The 21509-nt window shown below is 74.6% G+C and carries 20 protein-coding genes; 3 read left to right on the top strand and 17 right to left on the bottom strand.

Annotated features, from left to right (window positions below; translation table 11 throughout):
* Positions 1 to 198 precede the first annotated feature (198 nt).
* Both KZX60_RS05610 and KZX60_RS05605 read left to right on the top strand, forming a co-directional pair.
* On the top strand, positions 199 to 1173 hold the full coding sequence (locus tag KZX60_RS05610; RefSeq protein WP_248116291.1) for an AEC family transporter: 975 nt from the start codon (positions 199 to 201) through the stop codon (positions 1171 to 1173).
* A 65-nt stretch (positions 1174 to 1238) separates the two neighbouring features.
* Positions 1239 to 2906 carry a helicase HerA-like domain-containing protein gene (locus KZX60_RS05605; protein ID WP_248116289.1) on the top strand — a complete coding sequence of 556 codons (1668 nt, stop codon included), beginning with the start codon at positions 1239 to 1241 and terminating at the stop codon, positions 2904 to 2906.
* 76 nt (positions 2907 to 2982) lie between these two features.
* Here KZX60_RS05605 and KZX60_RS05600 read toward each other — a convergent pair whose 3' ends face one another.
* From KZX60_RS05600 to KZX60_RS05540, 13 genes are all read right to left on the bottom strand, one after another.
* Positions 2983 to 3462, bottom strand: a complete 480-nt coding sequence (locus KZX60_RS05600; RefSeq protein ID WP_248116287.1) for a flavodoxin domain-containing protein — start codon at positions 3460 to 3462, stop codon at positions 2983 to 2985.
* Positions 3463 to 3502: 40 nt separating this feature from the next.
* A complete protein-coding gene (locus KZX60_RS05595; RefSeq protein ID WP_248116285.1) occupies positions 3503 to 5590 on the bottom strand; it encodes an NHL domain-containing thioredoxin family protein in 2088 nt (695 codons plus the stop codon).
* A 131-nt stretch (positions 5591 to 5721) separates the two neighbouring features.
* A complete protein-coding gene (locus tag KZX60_RS05590) occupies positions 5722 to 6564 on the bottom strand; it encodes a hypothetical protein (RefSeq protein ID WP_248116283.1) in 843 nt (280 codons plus the stop codon).
* Entirely contained in the window at positions 6554 to 8863 is a 2310-nt protein-coding gene (locus KZX60_RS05585; protein WP_248116281.1) for a cytochrome c oxidase assembly protein, read from the bottom strand. The genes KZX60_RS05590 and KZX60_RS05585 overlap by 11 nt, the downstream gene beginning before the upstream one ends.
* Before the next feature lie 30 nt (positions 8864 to 8893).
* The gene (locus tag KZX60_RS05580; RefSeq protein ID WP_248116279.1) at positions 8894 to 10225 is read right to left on the bottom strand and encodes a Dyp-type peroxidase; all 1332 of its coding nucleotides are present in this window, start codon (positions 10223 to 10225) and stop codon (positions 8894 to 8896) included.
* Entirely contained in the window at positions 10212 to 10943 is a 732-nt protein-coding gene (locus tag KZX60_RS05575) for a copper chaperone PCu(A)C (protein WP_248116277.1), read from the bottom strand. The genes KZX60_RS05580 and KZX60_RS05575 overlap by 14 nt, the downstream gene beginning before the upstream one ends.
* 118 nt (positions 10944 to 11061) lie before the next feature.
* Positions 11062 to 11826, bottom strand: coding sequence for a copper resistance CopC family protein (locus tag KZX60_RS11975; protein WP_282442628.1), 765 nt, complete (start codon positions 11824 to 11826; stop codon positions 11062 to 11064).
* A 98-nt stretch (positions 11827 to 11924) separates the two neighbouring features.
* Positions 11925 to 12578, bottom strand: coding sequence for a hypothetical protein (locus KZX60_RS05565; protein ID WP_248116275.1), 654 nt, complete (start codon positions 12576 to 12578; stop codon positions 11925 to 11927).
* A 178-nt stretch (positions 12579 to 12756) separates the two neighbouring features.
* Positions 12757 to 13038, bottom strand: coding sequence for an HU family DNA-binding protein (locus KZX60_RS05560; protein WP_248116273.1), 282 nt, complete (start codon positions 13036 to 13038; stop codon positions 12757 to 12759).
* A 262-nt stretch (positions 13039 to 13300) separates the two neighbouring features.
* Positions 13301 to 13606 carry a 30S ribosomal protein S14 gene (gene rpsN, locus KZX60_RS05555; RefSeq protein ID WP_248116271.1) on the bottom strand — a complete coding sequence of 102 codons (306 nt, stop codon included), beginning with the start codon at positions 13604 to 13606 and terminating at the stop codon, positions 13301 to 13303.
* A gap of 1 nt (position 13607) precedes the next feature.
* A complete protein-coding gene (gene rpmG / locus KZX60_RS05550) occupies positions 13608 to 13775 on the bottom strand; it encodes a 50S ribosomal protein L33 (RefSeq protein ID WP_017488899.1) in 168 nt (55 codons plus the stop codon).
* Position 13776: 1 nt separating this feature from the next.
* Complete coding sequence (rpmB, locus tag KZX60_RS05545; RefSeq protein WP_248116269.1) at positions 13777 to 14013, bottom strand: 50S ribosomal protein L28; 237 nt, start codon at positions 14011 to 14013, stop codon at positions 13777 to 13779.
* 397 nt (positions 14014 to 14410) lie between these two features.
* Entirely contained in the window at positions 14411 to 14902 is a 492-nt protein-coding gene (locus KZX60_RS05540) for a MarR family winged helix-turn-helix transcriptional regulator (RefSeq protein WP_248116267.1), read from the bottom strand.
* Between the two features lie 343 nt (positions 14903 to 15245).
* Here KZX60_RS05540 and KZX60_RS05535 point away from each other — a divergent pair, with 343 nt between their 5' ends.
* Positions 15246 to 16514 carry an NRAMP family divalent metal transporter gene (locus KZX60_RS05535; RefSeq protein ID WP_248116265.1) on the top strand — a complete coding sequence of 423 codons (1269 nt, stop codon included), beginning with the start codon at positions 15246 to 15248 and terminating at the stop codon, positions 16512 to 16514.
* Positions 16515 to 16594: 80 nt separating this feature from the next.
* Here KZX60_RS05535 and KZX60_RS05530 read toward each other — a convergent pair whose 3' ends face one another.
* The 4 genes from KZX60_RS05530 to KZX60_RS05515 all read right to left on the bottom strand — a co-directional run bounded on the left by KZX60_RS05530 (position 16595) and on the right by KZX60_RS05515 (position 21482).
* Entirely contained in the window at positions 16595 to 17224 is a 630-nt protein-coding gene (locus KZX60_RS05530; protein WP_248116263.1) for a GntR family transcriptional regulator, read from the bottom strand.
* Between the two features lie 86 nt (positions 17225 to 17310).
* Complete coding sequence (locus KZX60_RS05525; protein WP_248116261.1) at positions 17311 to 19062, bottom strand: biotin carboxylase N-terminal domain-containing protein; 1752 nt, start codon at positions 19060 to 19062, stop codon at positions 17311 to 17313.
* Positions 19063 to 19065: 3 nt separating this feature from the next.
* Positions 19066 to 20730, bottom strand: coding sequence for a 5-oxoprolinase/urea amidolyase family protein (locus tag KZX60_RS05520; protein ID WP_248116259.1), 1665 nt, complete (start codon positions 20728 to 20730; stop codon positions 19066 to 19068).
* Positions 20727 to 21482 carry a 5-oxoprolinase subunit PxpA gene (locus tag KZX60_RS05515; RefSeq protein ID WP_248116257.1) on the bottom strand — a complete coding sequence of 252 codons (756 nt, stop codon included), beginning with the start codon at positions 21480 to 21482 and terminating at the stop codon, positions 20727 to 20729. The genes KZX60_RS05520 and KZX60_RS05515 overlap by 4 nt, the downstream gene beginning before the upstream one ends.
* Positions 21483 to 21509 lie beyond the last annotated feature (27 nt).

Here is a 21509-nt window from a genome sequence, read left to right as displayed (position 1 = left end):
AGGGGCCGGATCCACCAGGATCCGGCCCCTTCCTCGTGCGCACGGCCCCTCACAACGCCGGCACCCGTCTCGAGCGCCCCGCCCGGGGTACCCTGTGCGGGCCGTGTGCGCGCGGCCCGCCGCGAGGCCCCGGCAGCCCCGGCGCGAGCCCTGGTCTCATGACACCGTCCCCCGCGACTCCCCGGAAGGAGGCCCGACGTGCAGCAGGTCCTCTCCGGCTTCGCCGTGGTGTGGGTGATCATCGCCGTCGGCTTCCTCGTGGGGCGCACGGGCGTGCTCGGCGAGGACGCCCGCACGGTGCTCTCGCGCACCGCGTTCTTCGTGGGCAACCCCGCCCTGCTCTTCGTCACCCTCTCCCGCGCGGACGTCGCCGCCGTGCTGGGCCCCCAGCTGTGGGTGGCCGCGATCTCCGCGCTCGCCGCCGCGGGCGTGTACCTGGCCGTCACGGTGCCCCTGCTCCAGGGCCGGCCGCCCTCGGAGCGCGTCATGGCCGCCCTGAGCTCGTCCCTCGTCAACTCGGCCAATCTGGGCATCCCGATCGCCACGTACGTGCTCGGCGACGCGGCCCTCGCCGCGCCGGCGCTCATCTTCCAGCTGGCGGTCTACACGCCGCTGTACGTGGCCGCCATGGACGCCACGACGGCACGGGAGGCCGAGGAGCGGGCCACCGGCCGGCGGGCGGTGCGCCGCTCCCCCGGACGGGCGGCGCTCGCCCAGCTCGGCCAGACCGCCCGCAACCCCATGGTCGTGGGCGCGATGCTCGGCCTGCTCTTCTCCGTCACCGGCTGGGCGCTTCCGGGGCCGCTCATGCAGTCCGTCGAGCTGATCGGCGGGCTGTCCATCCCGGCCATGCTCCTCGCGTTCGGCATGTCGCTCGTGGGCTCGCGTCCGCTCGCACGGGCCGGCGGCCGTCGGGCGGACGTGCTGATCGCCTCGGCCGTGAAGCTGCTCGTCCACCCGCTGCTGGCCTGGGTGCTGGCCCAGTTCGTGTTCGGGCTCGACGCCCGGCACGTGTTCGTCGCCGTCGTGCTGGCCTCCCTGCCCACGGCGCAGAACGTGTACGTCTCCGCCGTGCGCTACGACGCCGGCCTGCGCGTCTCGAAGGACACCATCCTGGTGACCACGGTCGTCGCGATCCCGGCGATGATCGGTGTGGCGCTCGTGCTGGCCTGACCGTGCCGAGCCCGCCCGCCGGCGGCGCACGTGCCACGGCCGGGGTGCGCCCTAGGATGAGCCGCATGAGCGAGAACACCGCGGGCGACGGCCTGCTCGAGTCCATCCGCCAGGGCTACACCTTCGAGGACCCCACACTCACGCTGGGGGCCGCCGTCGTGGACGGCGAGGTGCACCCCGAGGTGCCCGTGCGCCTGCCGCTGCGCATGATGAACCGCCACGGCCTCGTGGCCGGCGCCACCGGCACGGGCAAGACGAAGACGCTGCAGATGATGGCCGAGCAGCTCTCGAAGGCCGGCGTCCCCGTGTTCCTCGCGGACGTGAAGGGCGACCTCTCCGGCCTGGCCACCGCGGGGACGGCCTCGGACAAGCTCTCCGAGCGCACCGCCGCCACCGGCATGCCGTGGGAGCCGCGCGCCTACCCGGTCGAGTTCCTCGCCCTGGGCGGCGACGGCGTCGGGGTGCCGGTGCGCGCCACCGTGGACGCCTTCGGCCCTCTGCTGCTCTCCCGCGTGATGGACCTCAACGAGACCCAGGAGTCCTGCCTGCAGCTCATGGTCCACTGGGCGAACGAGCGTGACCTGCCGCTGGACGACCTCACGGACCTCAAGGCCGTAGTCACCCACCTGACCAGCGACGAGGGCAAGGACGACCTCAAGGGCCTGGGCGGCGTCGCGAAGGCCACCGCCAACGTGATCCTGCGCGAGGTCACGGGCCTGGAGGCCGCGGGCATGGACCGCTTCTTCGGCGTGCCCGAGTTCGAGACCGCCGAGCTGCTGCGCGTGGCCCCGGACGGCCGCGGCGTGATCTCGGCCCTCGAGCTGCCCACCCTGGCCACCAAGCCGCAGCTGTTCTCCACCTTCATGATCTGGCTGCTGGCCGACCTCTTCGCCGAGCTCCCCGAGGCGGGCGACCTGGACAAGCCCAAGCTCGTGTTCTTCCTCGATGAGGCGCACCTGATCTTCAAGGGCGCCTCGGACGCGTTCCTGGACTCCATCACGACCACCGTGCGGCTCATCCGCTCGAAGGGCGTGGGCCTGTTCTTCGTCACCCAGACGCCGCAGGACGTGCCCGCCGAGGTGCTCGGCCAGCTGGCCAACCGCGTCCAGCACGCGCTGCGCGCCTTCACCCCGCAGGACGCCAAGGCGCTCAAGCAGACCGTCCAGACCTTCCCGACGACGGACTACGACCTCGCCGAGGTCCTCACCTCCGCGAAGGTCGGCGAGGCCGTGGTCACGGTGATGGATCCGGACGGGGCCCCGACGCCCGTGGCGCTGACCCGCATGTGGTCCCCCGAGTCGGCCATGGAGCCCGCCGCGGCCGAGGCCATGCAGGCGATCGTGGCGGCCTCCCCGCTCATGGCGGAGTACGGCACGGCCGTGGACCGGGAGTCCGCGGCGGAGAAGCTGGCGGCCGAGGCCGCGTCCACGGAGGCGCCCGCCACCGGCGGCAGCGCCCGCGGGGAGGACGCCCGCCTGGCGGACGGGCGCGCCGACGGCGGCACGGTGGTCTCCGGGGTCGACCTCGGCGACCTCGAGAAGATGCGCCGCGAGGAGGAGAAGGCCGCCGAGCGCGCGCGGCGGGAGGCCGAGAAGCCCAGCGAGTTCGAGAGGGCCATGGGCAACTTCGTGAAGTCGGCCGGCACACAGCTGGGCCGCGAGGTGGTGCGCGGCGTGTTCGGCACGCGCAGCCGCCGCGGCGGCGGGCTGCTGGGCGGGCTGTTCGGCCGCTGACCCGCGCCGGGGACGACGTCGGCCCGCCCCATCCTTCAGGAGGGTGCGGGCCGACGTCGTCGGTGGAGGCGCGGGGTCAGCGCACGCCGTGGTGCGTGAGGGACTTGGCCCAGCGCTCGATGGCGTCCCAGTCGCGGAAGTCGCCGTAGTGCTCGTTCTTGGAGACCTTCAGCTTCATGCGCTCGATCCAGCTGAGCCGCTCCTCCACGAGGGCCCCGCGGAAGTAGGCCACGTCCCGGGCACCGTAGGTCTCGAGCTGCGCGGCGACCTTGGGCAGCGGCTCCGGGGCGCCGCCGGAGGCCAGGATGACCAGCGGGCGCAGGGACAGCTCGGCGCGGCGAGAGTCCAGGAAGTGCTTGGCCTCCGCGTCGAGGGAGCCGGTGTACACGGGCGCGGCGACGATGACGGCGTCCGCGGTGTCCAGCCAGGCGGCGGCGCCGGCGGGATCCTCCACGACGGTCTCCACGGACTGGCTGGTCCGCAGCACCTCGGCGACGCGCTCGGCGATCTCGCGGGTGGAGCCGTGGTGGGACGAGGCGACGATGAGCGTGGTCATGGGACTGCGCACCCTTCGGGTCGGCGGTGGGACGTCGGGCTCAGTGTATCCCGCGCAGGTCCAGGTCCAGGCGGGACTCCGCACCCTCCGGGGCCTGCCCGGGGGCGTGCACGCTCACGGGGATCCCCCAGTCCTGCTGGTACAGGTGGCAGGCCGCGTGGTCCGGGATCGGCTGGCCCTTCTCGCCGTCGCACGCCGCGGCGCGCGCGGTGATGTGCAGGACGCCCTCGGGGACGTCCGGGTTCAGGCGCAGCGTGCGGCTCAGCCCCGTGGACGTGCCCGCGCCCTCGAGGAGCAGCTCCTCCGGCGAGGAGGAGACCTTGAGCTGCGTGGGGTCGCCCCAGCGGTCGTCGAGCTTCTGCCCGGAGGGCGCCGCGAAGCCGATCCCCAGCGTCACCTCGCCCGCCACCATCGGCGTGCGGGGCCGCTGCGTCTGGCGCGCGCCCTCGTCCACGCTCAGGTACTCCTCGGGCACGCCGATCCGCACGAGCCGGTGCGCGTTGGTCTCCACGACGACGATCGCGCTCGCGTTCCCCTCCGCGTCCTCCTCCACGAGCACGTCGGAGGGCTCCTGGAGACCCCGCGCCAGGGTGGAGACCACGGCCGGCGTCGGGCGGCCGGCGGCGTCCTCGCCGGCGGGCGCGTACCGGCGGATCGCCCCGTTGTACGTGTCCGCCACGAGCACGGAGCCGTCCGGCAGCGCGGTCACCCCGAGCGGGTGCTGGAGCCGGGCCTGGGCGGCCTCGCCGTCCACGAAGCCGAAGTCGAACAGGCCCGTCCCGACGGCGGTGCCCACCGTGCGCTCCCCGTCCGCCTCGCGCACCCAGCGGATCGCGGAGGTCTCGGAGTCGGCGGCCCACAGGGTGGCGTCCGGGCCGTAGGAGAGGCCGGAGGTCTGCGCGAACCACGCGGTGGCGGCGGCGCCGTCGGTGAGACCCTCGAGGCCGGTGCCCGCGAAGACCGCGAGGCGGCGCGCCTCGGGGTCGAAGGAGAAGAGCTGGTGCGTGCCGGCCATCGCCACGACCACGCGCCCGGCCGCGCCGTCCCACGCGAGGTCCCACGGCGAGGAGAGGGAGACGGTCAGCGGGTCCGCCTCGATCACGCCCAGGTCGACGGCGGGGCCGTCCGCGGGGTCCGCCCCGTCGGCGCCGGCCGCGGCCTTGGCCCGCTCGGAGTCGATCAGGCGCTGCACGCCGTTGCCGGCCAGGGTGGTGACCTCGCCCGTGGTGAGCGAGAGACCGCGCAGGCGGTGGTTCACGGTGTCGGCCACCAGCACGTCGCACCCGAGCCGGGCCGCCACGTCCTCGGGCAGCACGAGCAGGCCGTTGGGCTCGTTGAAGAGGGCGGTCTCCGGGCCGCCGTCGCGGTGCCCGCGCGTGCCCGGCGTCGGGAGGGCGAGCCCGGCCGCCTCCGCCGAGGCCTGCGCCGGGTCCCCGCCGCCCCACGCGCGCAGCACGGTGGTGAGGTCCTCGGCGACCTCGACGATCCGGTGGTGTCCCGTGTCCGCCACGAGGAACGCGCCCGGCTGCGAGCCGCGCCCGCCGAGCGAGACGGCCTTGCCGGGGAACTTCAGGTCCCGCGCCACCGGGGCCGGCGGCACGTACGGCCCGCTGTCCCGGTGCAGGGTGCCCTTGGCCTCGTGCTCCGCCACGAGCTCCTGCACGAGGGAGTGCAGGCCCGCCACGTGGCCCTCACCGGAGAGGGTGGCGGCGATGCACCCCTCGGGGTCCACCACCACGAGGGTGGGCCACGCGCGCGCCGAGTAGGCCTGCCACGTGGTCAGCTCGGGGTCGTCCAGCACGGGGTGGGCGATCGCGTAGCGCTCGACGGCGGCCGCGAGCGCCGCCGGGTCCGCCTCGTGCTCGAACTTGGGCGAGTGCACGCCCACGGTCACCACCACGTCCGAGAACTCCTCCTCCAGGGGGCGCAGCTCGTCCAGCACGTGGAGGCAGTTGATGCAGCAGAACGTCCAGAAGTCGAGGATCACGATCTTGCCGCGCAGGTCCGCGAGGGTGACGGTCTCCCCGCCGGTGTTGAGCCAGCCGCGGCCCACGAGCTCGGAGGCCCGCACGCGGGCGCTCGTGCGCGGCATGGAGAGGGTGGGCGAGGAGGCATTCTGCGACGTCATGGCGTCCATTGTGGTCCCCCGCCCCGCGGGTCACGACATGCCGCGTCGCAAAGCCGGGGCCGCGGGCCGCGGCGGCTCCGGCCACCGCGGCCGCCCGGCCGGCCGCACCTCGCTGCCCGAGAGCGCGGCGGTCAGCCCGCGCGCAGCGCCGCGGCCAGGATCTCCTCGGCCATCAGGGTGAACTGCCGCTCCCCGGCCTGGTCCTGCCCCGAGAAGGACACCATCACCACGTGGTCGCCGGCGACGGCGGTGAGCACCTGCGCGGTCAGCTGCGGGGACTCCTCCGAGGCCAGCGAGCGCTGCCACACGAGGCCGGACTGGGCAGGCGAGCCGTCCGAGAGCTCGGCGGGCCGGGTGAGGAGTCGGTAGTCCTCGGTGCCGCCGCCCTCGCGCACCGTCATGTCCATCTGCCGGCAGTCGGCCAGCAGGCTGTTCGCGGTCTGCAGATGCTGCTCCACCTGCTGGCGCCCCGGGCCGTCGAGCGTGGCCACCTCCACCGTTCCGGTGCCGGAGAAGGAGTCCGCGCCCACGTCCACGCGCGTCACCTCCTCCTGGTCGAGCAGGATCGGCGAGAAGTCGAGAGCCGCGAGGGGCGGCTTGCAGGAGGCGGGCTCCACCGTGGTGCGGCCGCCGTCGGCCTGCCGCTGGCGGCTGTCCTCGCGCGCCGCGGCGATCTCCTGCTCCGAGGCGGCCTGCTGCCGGATGAAGCCGAAGGTCGCGGCCCGCAGCGCGGCGGCCTCGGCCATGCGCTGGTCCGGCCGGTCCCCCAGGTCCAGCCCGGCGGCGGCGGAGCTGGCCTCGGCAGCGGGCACGGACGCGCCGGGGGACGGACCGGCGCCCGCGTCGCCCCCGTCGCCGGCGTCGTCGGCGCCGCAGCCCGCGAGGACGAGCGCGGACGCCGCCGCGATCCCGGCGAGGCCGCGGCGCCGCGGGGCCCGGGACGAGGGACGGTGGGGACGCGGGTCAGCGGCCATGCTGGGGCTCCTGGAGGTGGTCGGCGGGGCTCGCCGCGCCGGCGCTCTCGGCGGCGGGGGTCTCGGCGGCGGACGCGCGGACGGGCGGGGCTCCCACGGAGGGAGACCCGTCCGCCGGGGCCGGCGCGTGGTTCAGGTTCGCGTACATGGCGTTCCACGCGTTCAGCTCGGCGTCGCCGTCCCGGTCGGCCTTGCGGTCCAGGCGCACGGCGTTCTTCGTGTCGCTGCGGTACCAGAGCACCGCCACGGTCACGGCCATGGCCACGGTGGGGAACTCGCCGATGCCCCACATGATGCCGCCGCCGATGCGCTGGTCCTCGAGGGCGGGCGGACCCCAGTCCCGGCCGAGGTTGCCGAACCACGAGGCCTGGAGCAGGCCCGTGGAGGAGGTCATGGCCACGCCGATGAACGCGTGGAACACCATGGTGGCCAGCAGCAGCACGAGGCGCAGCGGGTACGCCGGGCGGTCGGGCAGCGGGTCCGAGCCCACCATGACCAGGGCGAAGATGAACCCGGTGAGAAGGAAGTGCACGTTCATGAACTCGTGCCCCACGTGCTCCTCGAGGGCGAACCGGAAGAAGTCCGTGTAGTAGAAGACGAGGATCGACCCGGCGAAGTTCACCCCCGCCACAATCGGGTTCGTGATGAACCGGCCCCACGGCGAGTGCACGATCCACAGGATCCACTCGCGCGGCCCGCGCGTGCCGTCCGTGCGCGAGGGCAGGGCGCGCAGCGCGAGCGTGATGGGGGCGCCCATCACGAGGAACAGGGGCACGATCATGGTCAGCGTCATGTGGCCCACCATGTGCGCGCTGAACAGCACCATGCCGTACACCGCGGGAGCGCCGGACGTCGCCCACAGGAGCACGGCGAGGCCCGTGAGCCAGGAGAGGGTGCGCAGCACGGGCCAGCGGTCGCCGCGCCGGTGCAGCTGGAGGGTGGAGCGGACGTACCACACGGCCAGGAACGCGATGATGGCCACCCACAGCCAGTCGAAGCGCCACAGGGTGAACCAGCGCTCGGGCGTGAGCTCGGGGGGCATCTCGTACCCGGTGAGGATGCGGGCGGGGGTGGCGTCCGGGGCCAGCTCCTCCGGCTTGGGCGGCGCGGTGCGGGCGAGGACGGCGGAGACGCCCATGACGGCCGCCATGATCACCGCCTCCACCGCGATCAGCTGCCACAGCAGTCGGCGGGCCGCGGCCGGGCTCTCCGCCTCCCCGTCCGCGCCCAAGCGGGGGATGATGCTGCGCCGGTGCACGAGCCCGATGGCGCCGAGCACCACGGCGGCCACGGCCTTGGCGACGACGACGAGGCCGTACGGGCTGGCCAGCTGGGAGAGGTGCTCCATGCGCAGCGCGGCGTTCACGATGCCGGACAGCACCACGGTCACCAGGCCCAGCCCGGCGAGAAGGGAGTAGCGGGAGACCACGGTGTGCAGCAGGGGCGCGGGGCCCTGGCGGCGGGTGCTCGCGCCGTGGCCCTGCGCCCCGTTCGGCCCGGTCAGCGTGCTCGAGATCGCGGCGAGTGCGAGCAGGCCGCCCACCCACGTGACGACGCCGATCAGGTGCAGGCCGATCGAGTTCACGGCGCCGTAGTGGTCGTCGCCGCCGGCCGCGTGGCCGATCAGCGCGAGCGGGACGATCGCCAGCATCGCGAGGATGCCGGTCCAGAACAGCCCGGAGTGGGAGCGCACCGCGATCACGAGGGTGGTCACCACGGCGGCGATCACCGTGACCCAGAACCACGCGCGGCCCACGGAGATGGAGGCCGCGTAGGCCAGGAGCCCGTCCGTGAACCCCTGCCCCGCGGTCACCGGGATGCCGGCCAGGTCCGAGTAGGAGAGGATCCCGACGGCGAGCGCCGCCACCGTCCACGTCCCCGCCGCCCACGCGGCCACCTGCATCACCCCCGCGAAGGCCGGGTGCTCCGGCAGCGGCCCCGCGGCGGCGTCGGCACGGCGCTGGGCGCCCGAGCGGTGCCGCCGTTCCGCGCCGGCCGCGTGCGGGGGAAGGATCCCGGCCGCCAGGATGGTCGCACCGATGGTGAGGGCCATGGCGGTGTGGGAGACCGCCGTCGCGAGCGGCACGCCCCACCGCGTGATCGGGCCGGGGTCCGAGAGCGCGCGGGCCGCGGAGACGCCGGTCAACCACGCGGTCAGCACGAGCGCGAGCACGCCGGCGGCCGCGGCCACGGGCCACACCCACGCGGGCACGCCGACGCGGCCGACGGTCCTGGGATCCGTGGAGCGCGGTGCGGCCGACGCGGGCGCGTCGGCGGGGGAAGCGGGAGCGGAGGGCATGGGATCCATTCAATCAGCAGGGGCGGAGGATCAGGCGAACAGGACGTCGCCCACGAAGCCGCCCTCGGCGCAGCCGGGCGGGATCGCGAACACGGCGGAGCCGACCGGGCGCGTCCAGATGTTGAGCCGGTCGGACTCGGCGAGCCGCCGCTGCACCGGGACGAACTGCCGCTCCACGTCCGCCTGGTAGGCGGCGAAGAGGAGTCCGGCACCGGTCGGGCCGTCGTCGTAGTTGTAGCCGCGCCGGAGCATCCCGTACTCGGGGACGTCCATCCGGGCGCGGGCCAGGTGGGAGTCCTCCGGGATGACGGGGAACCCGGCCGGGCCGAGCGCCGCGAAGTCCGGCGCATCCCCCTCCGCCTCCCCGGTGAGCGGGGCGCCCGTGCCGAGGGTGCGGCCGATCGTCTTCTCCTTCGCCGGGCGGTCCAGCTCGTCCCACGTGTCCATGAGCATGTCGATCCGCCGCAGCACCAGGGACGTGCCGTCCGTGATCCACGGGCTGATGCCCACCTGCTCGGCCCCGACGCCCCAGACCACGCGGTCGAGGTGCGGCGTCTCGGCGGCGGGGTTCGCCGTCCCGTCCACCTGGCCGAAGAGGTTGCGCATCGTGGTGCCGGTGGGGTGCGCGCCGCGGGCGGAGCGGAACCCCTCCTGCGACCAGCGCAGTCCCGCGAACGGTCGCGCGACCTTGAGGAGCATCCGGCGGGCGTGCGCCACCGAGATGCGGTCGTCGCCGCAGATCTGCAGCAGCAGGTCACCGCCGCTGAAGCGTGCCTCGAGCCGATCGATCTCGGGGAAGGCCGGCAGCGGCCCCAGCCACTCCGGGACGGCCGCGGGCTTCACCCGCCGCACCAGCTCCGGCCCGAAGCCGAACGTCACCGTCAGCCGTGCGGGCGCGGCGGCGAGCTCGGGCTCGGTGTCGGCCAGGGTTGCCCGCCCCTGTGTGAGGCGGGCGGCGTCATCGCTCAGCAGGCGCAGCAGTCGGCCGATCCGCTCACGGTCCGTCCCCGGCTCGAGGTCGAGCGCGAGGAACAGGGCATGCGTCTGGGCGGGGGTGTCGACGCCGGCCTGGCGCGGTCCGTGGAACGGCACGGTGTCCGTGCCCACAGGCGAGCTGACCGCGACGCGCTCGGCCTCGCCGCCCGGCTCGGCCCAGCCGGAGCCGGGCTCGGCGCCCTCGAGGCCGGTGTCGCCCATGACGTCGGAGGGCGAGGCGGACGGGGTCCCCGGAGCGGGGGCCGCCGACCCGGGGGCGCCGGCCGCGTGGCCGGCGCCGAACCCCAGGGCGGATCCGAGCATGCCCCCGCCGAGCGCTCCGGCGCCGAAGAGGAGCCCGCGTCGGGTGGGGTCAGTGGTCTCCATGGCCGGCCGATCCCGGCGCCGCGGCGGACGAGGTGCCGTGCTCCATCCCCGAGTGGTCCAGGGAGGAGGGGGCCGCCGCCCCCGCCTCACCGCCGTGGTAGGACTCGTTCGCCCCCGTGAACGGGCGGGCGAGAGACCGCACGTCGAGCGTGGAGCCGTCCTCGAGGGCCAGCGTGTAGGCGACCTCCTCGCCCGGCTCCACGGGGTCCGTGAGGCCCATGAGCATGACGTGACGGCCACCGGGCACGAGCTCCAGCGAGCCCCCGGCCGGCACGGTGAGGCCGTCCTCGGTCTCGCGCATGACCTTCTGGCCGTTCGGGCCGTCGGCCATCTCGTGCAGCTCCGCGCGGGGAGCGGACGGCGAGGTCACGGAGACGATGTGGAGCGGGGCGTCGGACGCGTTCTCGAGCGTGCCGAACGAGCCGGTCATGGCGCCGTCGACGGCCTTGGTCCACGGGTCCACGACGCGCAGGGACGCGGCCTGGGCGCCCTCGGAGGCGGCGGTGCCGGAGCCGGACGCGGCCGACGACGACGACGCGGCACCGGGGGCGGAGGAGGCGGAGACCGTGGCCGCCGAGCCGGCCGCAGCGCTGGACGTCGGAGCGGGCTCGGCGCCGCCGGTGCACGCGCTCAGGGTGAGGGCCGAGGCGGCGAGGACGGCGGCGAGGCCGAGGCGGGAGGAGGGACGGGAGGAGGGATGGGTGGTGTTCGAGGGCATGTCGGTGTCCTTCAGAAGGAAGGGCGCGAGGACGCGCCGGAGATGCGGGGACGACGTCGCGGCCGCGCGCCCCGGGTGTCCGGGGGCGGCTGGCGTCGGTGAGGCGGTGGGAGAGCGCTCAGCGGTCGGCGTCGAGGTGGCCGAGCGCCGTGGCCTTGCGGTGCAGCGCGAGCGCGCCGAGGCCCAGCACCAGCAGGCCGCCGATGCCGAGAGGCCACACCCAGCCGGGCAGCCCCTCGTCCTCGGCCGAGGCCGGTGCGTTCGCGGCCGCGGCGGACGACGCCGCCGGGTCGGACGCGGTGGAGCCGGCTGTGGTGGACTCGGACGGCGCCGAGGACTCCCCGGCGGCCGGAGACGTCGATGCGGGGGTGGAGGTGCCGGCGGCGGCCACGCCGCAGCCCTCGGGCGCGGTGCCCTCGGCCGGGGCGGCGGGGTCCTCCACGGTGAACGCGTAGGTCTGCTCCTCGGAGTGGCCGTCCGAGTAGACCACGCGGTAGGCGACGTCGTACGCGCCGTTCGGCAGGCCCTCGCACAGGGGCACGCTCAGGGTGGGCCCGTCGACGGTGCCGGGGCCGGCCTGCCACTGACTGCCGTGCGCGTCGCGCACCTGCGCCAGGTTCTTGATGCCCTGGCCGTCGATCAGGTCGCCGCTGAAGGTCAGCGAGACCTCGGACGGCGCGTCGGTTGCGGACGCCCCCTGCGCGGGGACGGCCTTGACCAGCTCGTCGTGCGCGGCGGCCGGCGTCGCCCCGGCCAGGGCCAGGGCGGGGAGCAGCGCGAGCCCGGCGGCGGCGCGCAGGGCGGGACGCGGGGCGATGCGGGAGGGGCGGGGGATGGAGACGGGGGTCGAGTCGGGGCTTGAGACGGGGGTGTGGGGGTGCATGGTGTCCTCCCCGGCCCTCGGGAGCGCGGACGTGCCGCGGCCGGGGCCGAGATGCAGAGCGGGTGGGGGCGCGTGCGGCCCGCGCCCACGGGGCGCCATCAGGCCGCGAGGGCGAAGGGCGGCCCGCGCAGACCCGGCGTGCTGAGGACGAGGAGGGACTCCACGGGGCCCGCGGCGCGCGGGGCCGGGCGGCCCGCGGGGCGGGCCGGGGCGGGGGCGGGGGCGCTGGCCCACAGGATCAGGGTGGTCTCCAGGACGCGCTCCGCGAGCGCCACGACGGCGCGCTCGCCCCAGCGCAGCACCGCCACGGTGAGGACGGCGGCGACGAGGTGCGCCGCGAGCATGGCCGCCCCGGCGTCCGTCGGCGCCCCGGCCGACGCCGGTCCGGGCACCACCGCGAGCAGCGGCGCTCCCCCGGCCGTGGCGCGGCCGAGGTGGCCGGCGTGCTCGGCGGAGGCGGCGGCCACAGAGTGCCCGCCGTGGGAGAGGCCGTACAGCGCGTGGAAGAGGCCCTGCGCCCCGATCACGGCCGTCACGGTGCGCCACAGGCTCAGCGCGCGGCCGGCGAGGGCGGTGCACAGCGGGGCGGCGAGGACGGTGCTCGCGAGCAGCAGGCCCGGCCCCGGAGCGCCGTGGCCCGGGGAGGCGGCCGCGTGGAACAGGGCGGCGAGCAGGGTCATCGCGGAGGCGCCGGCCCAGCCTCGCAGCAGGCGGGCGGGGCCGCGGACGACACGCGGGGACGCGTGTTCCATGGCGGGCTCCTCCCCCCTACGTCGCGGGACCGGCGGTGCCCTCGATTCTACGCCTCGTGGACGCGGACGCAGTCCGGAGATCGCCCGTCGAGACGACGACGGGCGCCCCGCGCGTGCGGGGCGCCCGTCTGGGCCGTGCCGGCCGCCTCGTCACGAGGCGCTCAGGCACCGGGACCGATCACTCGGAGGCGGCGGCCTTGAGCTTGGAGCCGGCGGTGACCTTCACGGAGTGACCGGCCGGGATGGTGATCTCCTCGCCGGTGCGGGGGTTGCGGCCGGTGCGCTCCTTGCGCTCGGTGCGCTCGACGGCGAGCCAGCCGGGGATCGAGACCTTCTCGCCCTTCTTCACCTGAGCGGAGAGCACCTCGAAGAGCGCATCCACGGTGTCGCTGACGGCGGACTGGGTGGTGCCGGCGCGCTCAGCGACGGCGGCGACGAGATCCTTGCGGTTCATGGCCATGGGGTCCTCCCTGTGGGACGTTGATGTCGGACCCGGGTCGATCGACCCGAGCTGCCAGTTGCGAACGTACCACCTGCGTCCGGCCTCCGCCCCATCTGAGCGGCGTGATTCCGCGAATTCCGGGCCGGAACGCCCTCAGGTGCACGAACGCCGACGGCGGTGGGGCCATCGCAGGGATGGCGCCCACCGCCGTCGGCGGGGTGGCGACGGCCGTCGAGGGCCGGTCTCCGACGCACCGGGCCGAGGGGCCCGGCGCCTCAGGTCACCAGGAGGACTTGGTCACGCCGGGCAGCTCGCCACGGTGCGCCATGTCGCGGAAGCGCACGCGGGAGATGCCGAAGCGCTGGAAGGTGCCACGGGGGCGGCCGTCGATGACGTCGCGGTTGCGCACGCGCACCGGCGAGGCGTCGCGGGGCATCTTCTGCAGGCCGATGCGGGCGGCCTCGCGGGCCTCGTCCGAGGCGTCGGGGTCGACCAGGGTCTTGCGCATCTCGGCGCGCTTCTCGGCCCAGCGGGCGACGATGGCCTTGCGCTGCTCGTTCTTGGCGATCATGGACTTCTTGGCCATCTCAGCGCTCCTCTCGGAAGTCGACGTGCTTGCGGACCACCGGGTCGTACTTCTTCAGGGTGATGCGATCCGGGTTGTTGCGGCGGTTCTTGCGCGTCACGTAGGTGTAGCCCGTGCCGGCGGTGGACTTCAGCTTGATGATCGGACGAACGTCCTTGTCCTTGGCCATGTCAGAACTTCACTCCCTTCGCGATGAGATCCGCGATGACGGCGTCGATGCCGCGCACGTCGATGGTCTTGATGCCCTTGGCCGACAGCGTCAGCGTGACGTTGCGGCGCAGGGACGGGACCCAGTAGGTCTTCTTCTGGATGTTCGGGTCGAACCGACGCTTGTTGCGGCGATGCGAGTGGGAGATGCTGTGGCCGAATCCCGGCCCAGCCCCGGTTACCTGGCAGTGTGCTGCCATGATCACTCCTCGTGGCAAGTAGTAGTAAAAGGACGGGCGGAACCCGCAGTGCGCTGCGCCCCGGACTCGTCGTCCAGGGACAACCTGTGAGCCCCGCCCCGGGTGTGGACACCGCACTCTTACTGCGACTTCTCGAAAAGGTGGACCAGGCTGGGTGAGAGCCAACCGAAGTGCCTTATGGGATCGCTGGTGTGAACGGTGAGCCCCGGCTCGCCCCACGGGAGGGGACGTCACCGGGATCCGGTCTGCGGGAGCGCGTTGCTTTTCCGACCCAGCCCCCACGCCCGAGGGCAGGGAGAATGAGAACAACGCGGCGTGCGCCGTCCCATCTTACGGGGAGCACCCCATGCGGACCAAACTCGGTCCGAAGGCGCGCGGCGACGTGCCGGAGCACGGATCAGGAGCCGGCGCGCGGACCCGGCCCGGCGGACCTGCGCGCGTCGGCGTCGGCGGACGCCTCGGACGCGAGCGGGAGGATCCAGTGGTCCTCACGCAGGCCCGCGAGGACCTTCGCGGACACCCGCGCGGCGTCACGGACGTCCGTCTCGTCCAGGTGCTGCACCCATATCTCACCCACCAGGCGGGTGTAGACCGCCGAGCACCGCACGGCACGCTCGAGGCCCTCGGACGTGAGGCGCACCAGGGTGACGCGGGCGTCGGTGGCGGAGGGGCGGCTGGCCAGCCAGCCGCGCGCGTCGAGCCGGCGCACCACGTGTGACAGACGGGAGAGGGAGGAGCTCACGCGGGTGGCCGCCACGCTCACGGCCACCTCGCCGGACTCGGGATCGCCGTCCTCGCCGAGGAGCACCATCAGGAGGTGGTACTCGACGGGCGTGACGCCGCACTCCCGGTGCAGGGAGGCCTCGAGCCTGGACTGGGCGGCCAGCATCGCGGCCACCGTCACGCCCCACGCGAGTCGTTCGTCCCGGCTGGTCTCACTCGTCTGGAGCGGATCCTCCAGAAGGCGGGCCAGGCCGGCCCGCTCCTCCTCCGAGGCGGGCTGGGGGGGCCGGGGACGACGATGCCATGCAGAAGACTCTCCCCTGTCAGACCTCCGTGGCAGCCCCGACGCGCGGCGGCGGAACGTCACGTCCACGCCGGGACACTCCTCCGGCACCGTCGGATGACTGGCCAGATTGTTGAACAACATGTACCGTCACCTTCGCGCCACGTGACAGGAATCACCCCTGCCGGGACCCCCGCGCGCTCCCCACTCCTCCGGAAGGCCCCCCATGGCACATCCCGCTCCCGCCCCGCAGGGGACGACGCAGAGCACGCCCGCCCAGGGCTCCACCGCCCTCTCCTCCCCCCAGCGCCGCACGGCCCTGCTCGGCGCCATGTTCCTCATGGCCACGAGCGCGATCGGCCCCGGGTTCATCACCCAGACCTCCACGTTCACGGTGCAGCTCGGCGCCGCGTTCGCCCTGGCGATCCTGGTCTCGATCCTCATCGACATCGCCGTTCAGATGAACGTGTGGCGCGTCATCGGCGTCGCCGGCCTGCGTGCGCAGGAGCTGGCCAACCGCGTGCTCCCCGGCCTCGGCTGGCTGCTCTCCGCCCTCGTGTTCATCGGCGGCATGGTCTTCAACATCGGCAACATCGCCGGCACCGGCCTCGGCCTCAACGCCATGCTCGGCGCGGACGCCCTGATCGGCGGCGCCGTCTCCGCCCTGATCGCCATCGCGATCTTCCTCTCGAAGCGCGCCGGCGCCGCACTGGACCGCATCGTCGTCATCCTGGGCGCCCTCATGATCGCCCTGATGCTCTACGTGGCGATCGTCTCGAACCCGCCGGTCGGGGAGGCGCTGACCCAGTCCGTGAACGTCGGCAACCTGGACCAGGGCATGTTCCTCGCGCTGGCCACCCTCGTCGGCGGCACCGTGGGCGGCTACATCACGTACGCCGGCGCGCACCGCATGATCGACTCGGGCGTCTCCGGCGTGGACAGCGTCAAGTCCATCACCAACAGCTCCGTGCTCTCGATCATCATCACCGGCCTGATGCGCGTGCTGCTCTTCCTCGCCGTCCTCGGCGTGGTGGCCTCCGGCGCGGACCTGGGCACCACGAACCAGGCCGCCCACGCCTTCCAGGCCGCCGCCGGCGAGGTCGGCCTGCGCATGTTCGGCGTGATCTTCTGGGCCGCCGCCCTCACCTCGGTGATCGGTGCCTCCTACACCTCGGTCTCCTTCATCACGAAGTCCACCACCTCGGACCGGACGCGCAACCTGCTGACGGTGGGGTTCATCGTGGTGTGCGCGGTGCTGTACCTGGTGCTGCGCCAGGCGCCCACCACGCTGCTGGTGTTCGCCGGCGCGTTCAACGCCCTGATCCTGCCGGTGGGCTTCGCCGTGCTGCTCATCGTCGCCGCCTTCCGCCGCGACCTCATGGGCGGATACCGCTACCCGGTGTGGCTCATCGCGGTGGGCGTGCTCGCGTGGCTGCTCTCGGTGTTCATCGCCGTGCGCGCCTTCCAGCCCATGCTCCAGCTCTTCGCGGGCTGACCGCTCGCACCCCGCGCGAACGACGAGACGCCCTCCCGGTCCACAGCGGACCGGGAGGGCGTCTCGTCGTCCGTGGGCCGTCAGCCGCTGGCGGGGAGCTGCGGGCCCGGCCGTCCGCCGCGGGAGCCGAGGTGCTCGAGCACCGTGTGCTCGGCCTCGTCGAGGTAGGGGCCCAGGATCTCGGCCGCGGACTCGAGCTCCCCGTCCGCGATGAGCTCGGCCAGCCGGCGGTTGCGCGCGGCGAAGCGCGGGTGGAGGTCGGTCAGGACGTCCATCGGCTGGAACGCGAGGCGCAGGCGGGCGAGGACGCCGTCCATGACGGCCTCGAGGTCGCGGGAGTCCAGCAGCCGGACGATCGCCGCGTGGAGCCGGTGGTTCACGTCGCCGAGCAGGCGGGGCTCCCGGTCCGCGTCGGCGGCCAGGCGGGCGATCTCGGCCAGCTCCTCCACGGCGATGCGATCCGGGCTGCCCCAGCGGAGCGCGCTCAGCTCGATCACGCGGCGGGTGCGGAAGATCTCCGAGACGTCGGCCTCCGTGGGGTGAGCCACGAACACGCCGCGGTGCGGGATGCGCACCAGCAGGCGCTCTGCGGCGAGCGCCGCGAAGGCCTCTCGGAGGCTGTTGCGGCTCACGCCCAGCTCCGCGGCGAGGGCCACCTCCCCCAGCCGCGTGCCCGGGGCCAGCTGCGCGGCGGCGATGCGCTCGCGCACGCGCCGGGCGGCCCCGACGGCGGCGGGCTCCAGGGAGGGCGGGCTCCCGGCGCCATCGGGACGCCGGGGACCGCGGCTGCCGAGCCTCATCCGCCCACGACGCCCAGCCGCTGGCCTCGGGTGAGGGCGGTGCCGGGCTCGAGCGACTCGCGGCGGAAGACGCCGGCGGACGGAGCCTTCACGGTGGTCTCCATCTTCATGGCCTCCATCACAGCCACGACGTCGCCCGCGGCGACCTGCGCGCCGTCGTCGGCCTTCCACGCCACGAGCGAGCCGGTGATGGGGGCCGTGACGGCACCGGCGTCCTCCGCCGCGGGGGCGGCGGCGAGCGCCGCGCGGCCCCGGGAGCCGCCCCCGCCCAGGAGCGCGGCGTGGACGGCGGACGGCAGCCCCAGGCGGACGGCCCGGCCGTCGATGTCCACGGTCATCTGAGTGCGCGTGTTCTCCGGCGCGGCGGCGCCGAGGTACGGCGAGGACTCGAGCTCGGCGGCGAAGGCCGACTCGATCCACGTGGTGTACACGCCCATCCGGTCCGCGCGGGTGAAGTCCTCGTCGTCCAGGACGGCGCGGTGGAACGGCAGCACGGAGGGCAGGCCCTCGATGCGCAGCTCGGCGAGGGCGTCCTTCGCGCGGGCGATGGCCTGGGGGCGGTCCGCACCCCACACGATGAGCTTGGCCATGAGCGAGTCGTAGTGCCCGGGCACCACGGAGCCGGAGCGCACGCCCGAGTCCACGCGGATGCCGGGTCCGGTCGGGGACTCGAACACCTCCACCGGGCCGGGCGAGGGCAGGAAGCCCATGGCCGGGTCCTCGGCGTTGAGCCGGAACTCGAGGGCGTGGCCGCGCGGCCTCGGGTCCTCGGTGAGGGAGAGCCGCTCCCCCGCCGCGATGCGGAACTGCTCGCCCACGAGGTCCACGCCGGTGGTCTCCTCGGTGACGGGGTGCTCCACCTGCAGGCGGGTGTTCACCTCGAGGAAGCTGATGAGCCCGTCCGGGGCGACGAGGTACTCCACGGTGCCGGCGCCGGTGTAGCCGGCCTCGGCGCAGATGCGGCGGGCGGACTCGTGGATGCGGGTGCGCTGCTCGTCCGTGAGGAACGGGGCGGGGGCCTCCTCCACGAGCTTCTGGTTGCGGCGCTGCAGGGAGCAGTCACGCGTGCCCACCACCACGACGGTGCCGTGCGTGTCCGCCAGGACCTGGGCCTCCACGTGGCGCGGCCGGTCCAGGAAGCGCTCCACGAAGCACTCGCCGCGGCCGAAGGCCGTCACGGCCTCGCGCGTGGCGGAGGCGAAGGCGTCCTCCACGTCGTCGAGCTCGCGGACCACCTTGATGCCGCGGCCGCCGCCGCCGAAGGCCGCCTTGATGGCGATCGGCAGGCCGTGCTCCTCCGCGAAGGCGCGCGCCTCGGCGGGGGACTCCACAGGGCCGTCGGAGCCGGGCACGAGCGGGGCGCCGGCACGCTGGGCGATCGCGCGGGCGGTGATCTTGTCGCCCAGGTCGCAGATCGCCTGCGGGGTGGGGCCGATCCAGGTCAGGCCGGCGTCCATGACCTTCTGGGCGAAGTCCGCGTTCTCGGAGAGGAAGCCGTAGCCCGGGTGCACGCCATCGGCGCCCGCGCGGCGGGCGACGTCGATGAGCGCATCCATGTCCAGGTACGTCTCGGCGGAGGAGGTGCCGGGCAGGTGGAAGGCCTCGTCGGCGACGGCCACGTGCAGGGCGTCCGCGTCCGGGTCCGAGTACACGGCGACGGAGGCCAGGCCGTGGTCACGGCAGGCGCGCGCGACGCGCACGGCGATCTCGCCTCGGTTGGCGATCAGGATCTTGGTGAGCTGCGGCATGGCTCAGGCCTCCTCGGCGGGGTCGGTGACAGCGGGGTCGACGGGCGCGGGGTCCGTCACGGAGATGGGGGTGAGGCGCACGCGGGCGCCCGGGGGGAGCTGGGCTGCGGCGCCGAGGTCCTCGGGGGCGACGACGGCGATCACCGGATAGCCGCCCGTCACCGGGTGGTCGGCCAGGAACAGGACGGGCTGCCCCGAGGGCGGCACCTGCAGCGAGCCCGTGAACACGCCCTCGCTCGCGAGCTCGCCCTCGCGGGAGCGCACGAGCGGGGCGCCGTCCTCGGGGGCGGCCAGGCGCACGCCGATCCGGTTGGACTCGGCGGTGACGAGCCACTCCTGCGTGGTGAGGCGATCGATCGAGGCGGCGTCGAACCAGTCGTCGCGGGGGCCCAGCACGATGCGCAGCTCCGTGACGGAGCCGGCGGTCGGGGTGACGCGCACGGGCGGCTCGGGATCGCCCACGAGGGCGTGGCCCGGGTCCAGACGGCGGTCGACGCGGGTGCCCGCGGCCAGCGGCTTCGGGCCGATCCCGGACATCACGTCCGTGGCGCGACTGCCGAGCACGAGCGGCACGTCGATCCCGCCGCGCAGGCCCACATAGGTGCGCAGGCCCGCGGCCGGCTCCTCGAGGGTGAGGGTCTCGCCGTCCAGGAGGGCGAACGGGACGCCCACGGGGGCGGGGCGCGTCGCGGGGCCGAGGTCGGCGGGCACGGCGGTGATGGCGCCGCGCGCCTCCGCGCCGGTCAGCGCGAGCACCTGCGTCCCGCGGGCCGTGAGGGTGAGCCCGCCCAGGAGCGTCTCGATGACGGCCTCGCCGGAGGTGTTGCCGACGATCCGGTTGGCCTGGCGCGCCGCCGTGCGGTCGGCGGCGCCGGACGGCGTGACGCCGAGATCGCCCCAGCCGTGGCGGGCGAGGTCCTGGATGAGCGACTGCATGCCGGGCTCCACCACCGTCAGGCCGGGGCGGTCGGCGGCGGGCGCCCCGTCGTCGGCCTGGGCCGGAGCGGGGGCGGGGGCCGCGGTGAGCGTGGCGAGCTCGCGGACGGCGCGGTAGCGCACACGGTCGCCGGGGCGGATCAGGGCCGGCTCGGCGCGCTCGAGGTCCCAGAGGACGGCGTCGGTGCGGCCGAGGAGCTGCCAGCCGCCGGGCGAGACGCGCGGGTACACGGCGGAGAACTCCCCGGCCACGGCCACGGAGCCGGCCGGCACCGCGGTCCGCGGGCTCGTGCGGCGGGGGACCTCGAACGGGGCGGGGTCCGCGGCGCAGTAGGTGAAGCCGGGGGCGAAGCCGCCGAAGGCGCCGAACCAGTCGGCGCTCGTGTGCGCCGCGATCACGGCGTCCACGCTCATCCCGGTGAGCTCGGCGACGTCGGCGAGGTCCTCGCCGTCGTAGAGGACGTCGACGGTGACGGTGCGCGCCTCGTCGGCCACATGGTCGTCCGGGACGATGCCCATGACCTCTCGGGAGGCGTCCAGGGCCTCGCCGCGCGTGCGGAAGACGAGGAGGACGGTCTCGGCCGCGGCGATCGCCTCGCGCTGGCCCTGGAAGGGGTGAGCGGTGACGTGCGCATGCAGGCGCATCACGTCGCCCAGGTTCGCGCACTCGAGCAGCAGCGCGGTGGGTCCTGCCCAGCGCAGGGTCGGCGCGCGGAACGCGGGGCGGCTCACGCGAAGGGCCGGATCTCGACGCCCGCGGACTCCAGGCCCGCCCGGACGGCGGCGGCCATCGCGACGGCGCCGGGGGTGTCCCCGTGGAGGCAGATGCTCTCCGCCTCGACGCGGACGTCCGTGCCGTCCACGGCGCGGAGGACGCCGTCGGTGGCCAGGCGCACCATGCGCTCGGCCACCTCGGCCTCGTCGTGGAGGACTGCACCGGGCTCGCGGCGCGAGACGAGCGTGCCGTCGGGGGTGTAGCCGCGGTCGGCGAACGCCTCGGCGACGCCGCGCAGGCCGGCCCTCGCGGCCTTGTCCAGGGCGATCGAGCCGGGCAGGAGCAGCAGCGGGAGGTCACCGCCGAAGGCCTTGACGGCGTCGACGACGGCCTGGGCGTGCGCCTGGTGGTGGACGATCGTGTTGTAGAGGGCGCCGTGCGGCTTCACGTAGCGGATGATGCCGCCGGCGGAGCGGGCCAGGGCCTCGAGGGCGCCCAGCTGGTAGAGCACGTCGTCGGCGAGCTCGGTGGGCGAGCAGTCCAGGAAGCGGCGGCCGAAGCCGGCGAGGTCGCGGTAGCCCACGTGGGCGCCGATCGTGATGCCCGCGGCGACGGCGTCGCGGCAGGTCTGCACGATGCCCGAGGGGTCGCCGGCGTGGAAGCCGCAGGCCACGTTCGCGGAGGAGACGCTCTGGAAGACGGCGGCGTCGTCGCCCATGGTCCAGTTGCCGAACGACTCGCCGACGTCGCTGTTCAGGTCGATGTGCATGGAAGGGTCCTCTCGCGCGGTGTCGCC

Origin of the sequence: Micrococcus sp. EYE_212, assembly GCF_023147585.1 — a bacterium.
Lineage (GTDB): Bacteria > Actinomycetota > Actinomycetes > Actinomycetales > Micrococcaceae > Micrococcus.
The sequence above is the reverse complement of the archived record's forward strand: the minus strand, read 5'-3'. Positions and strand labels throughout refer to the sequence as shown.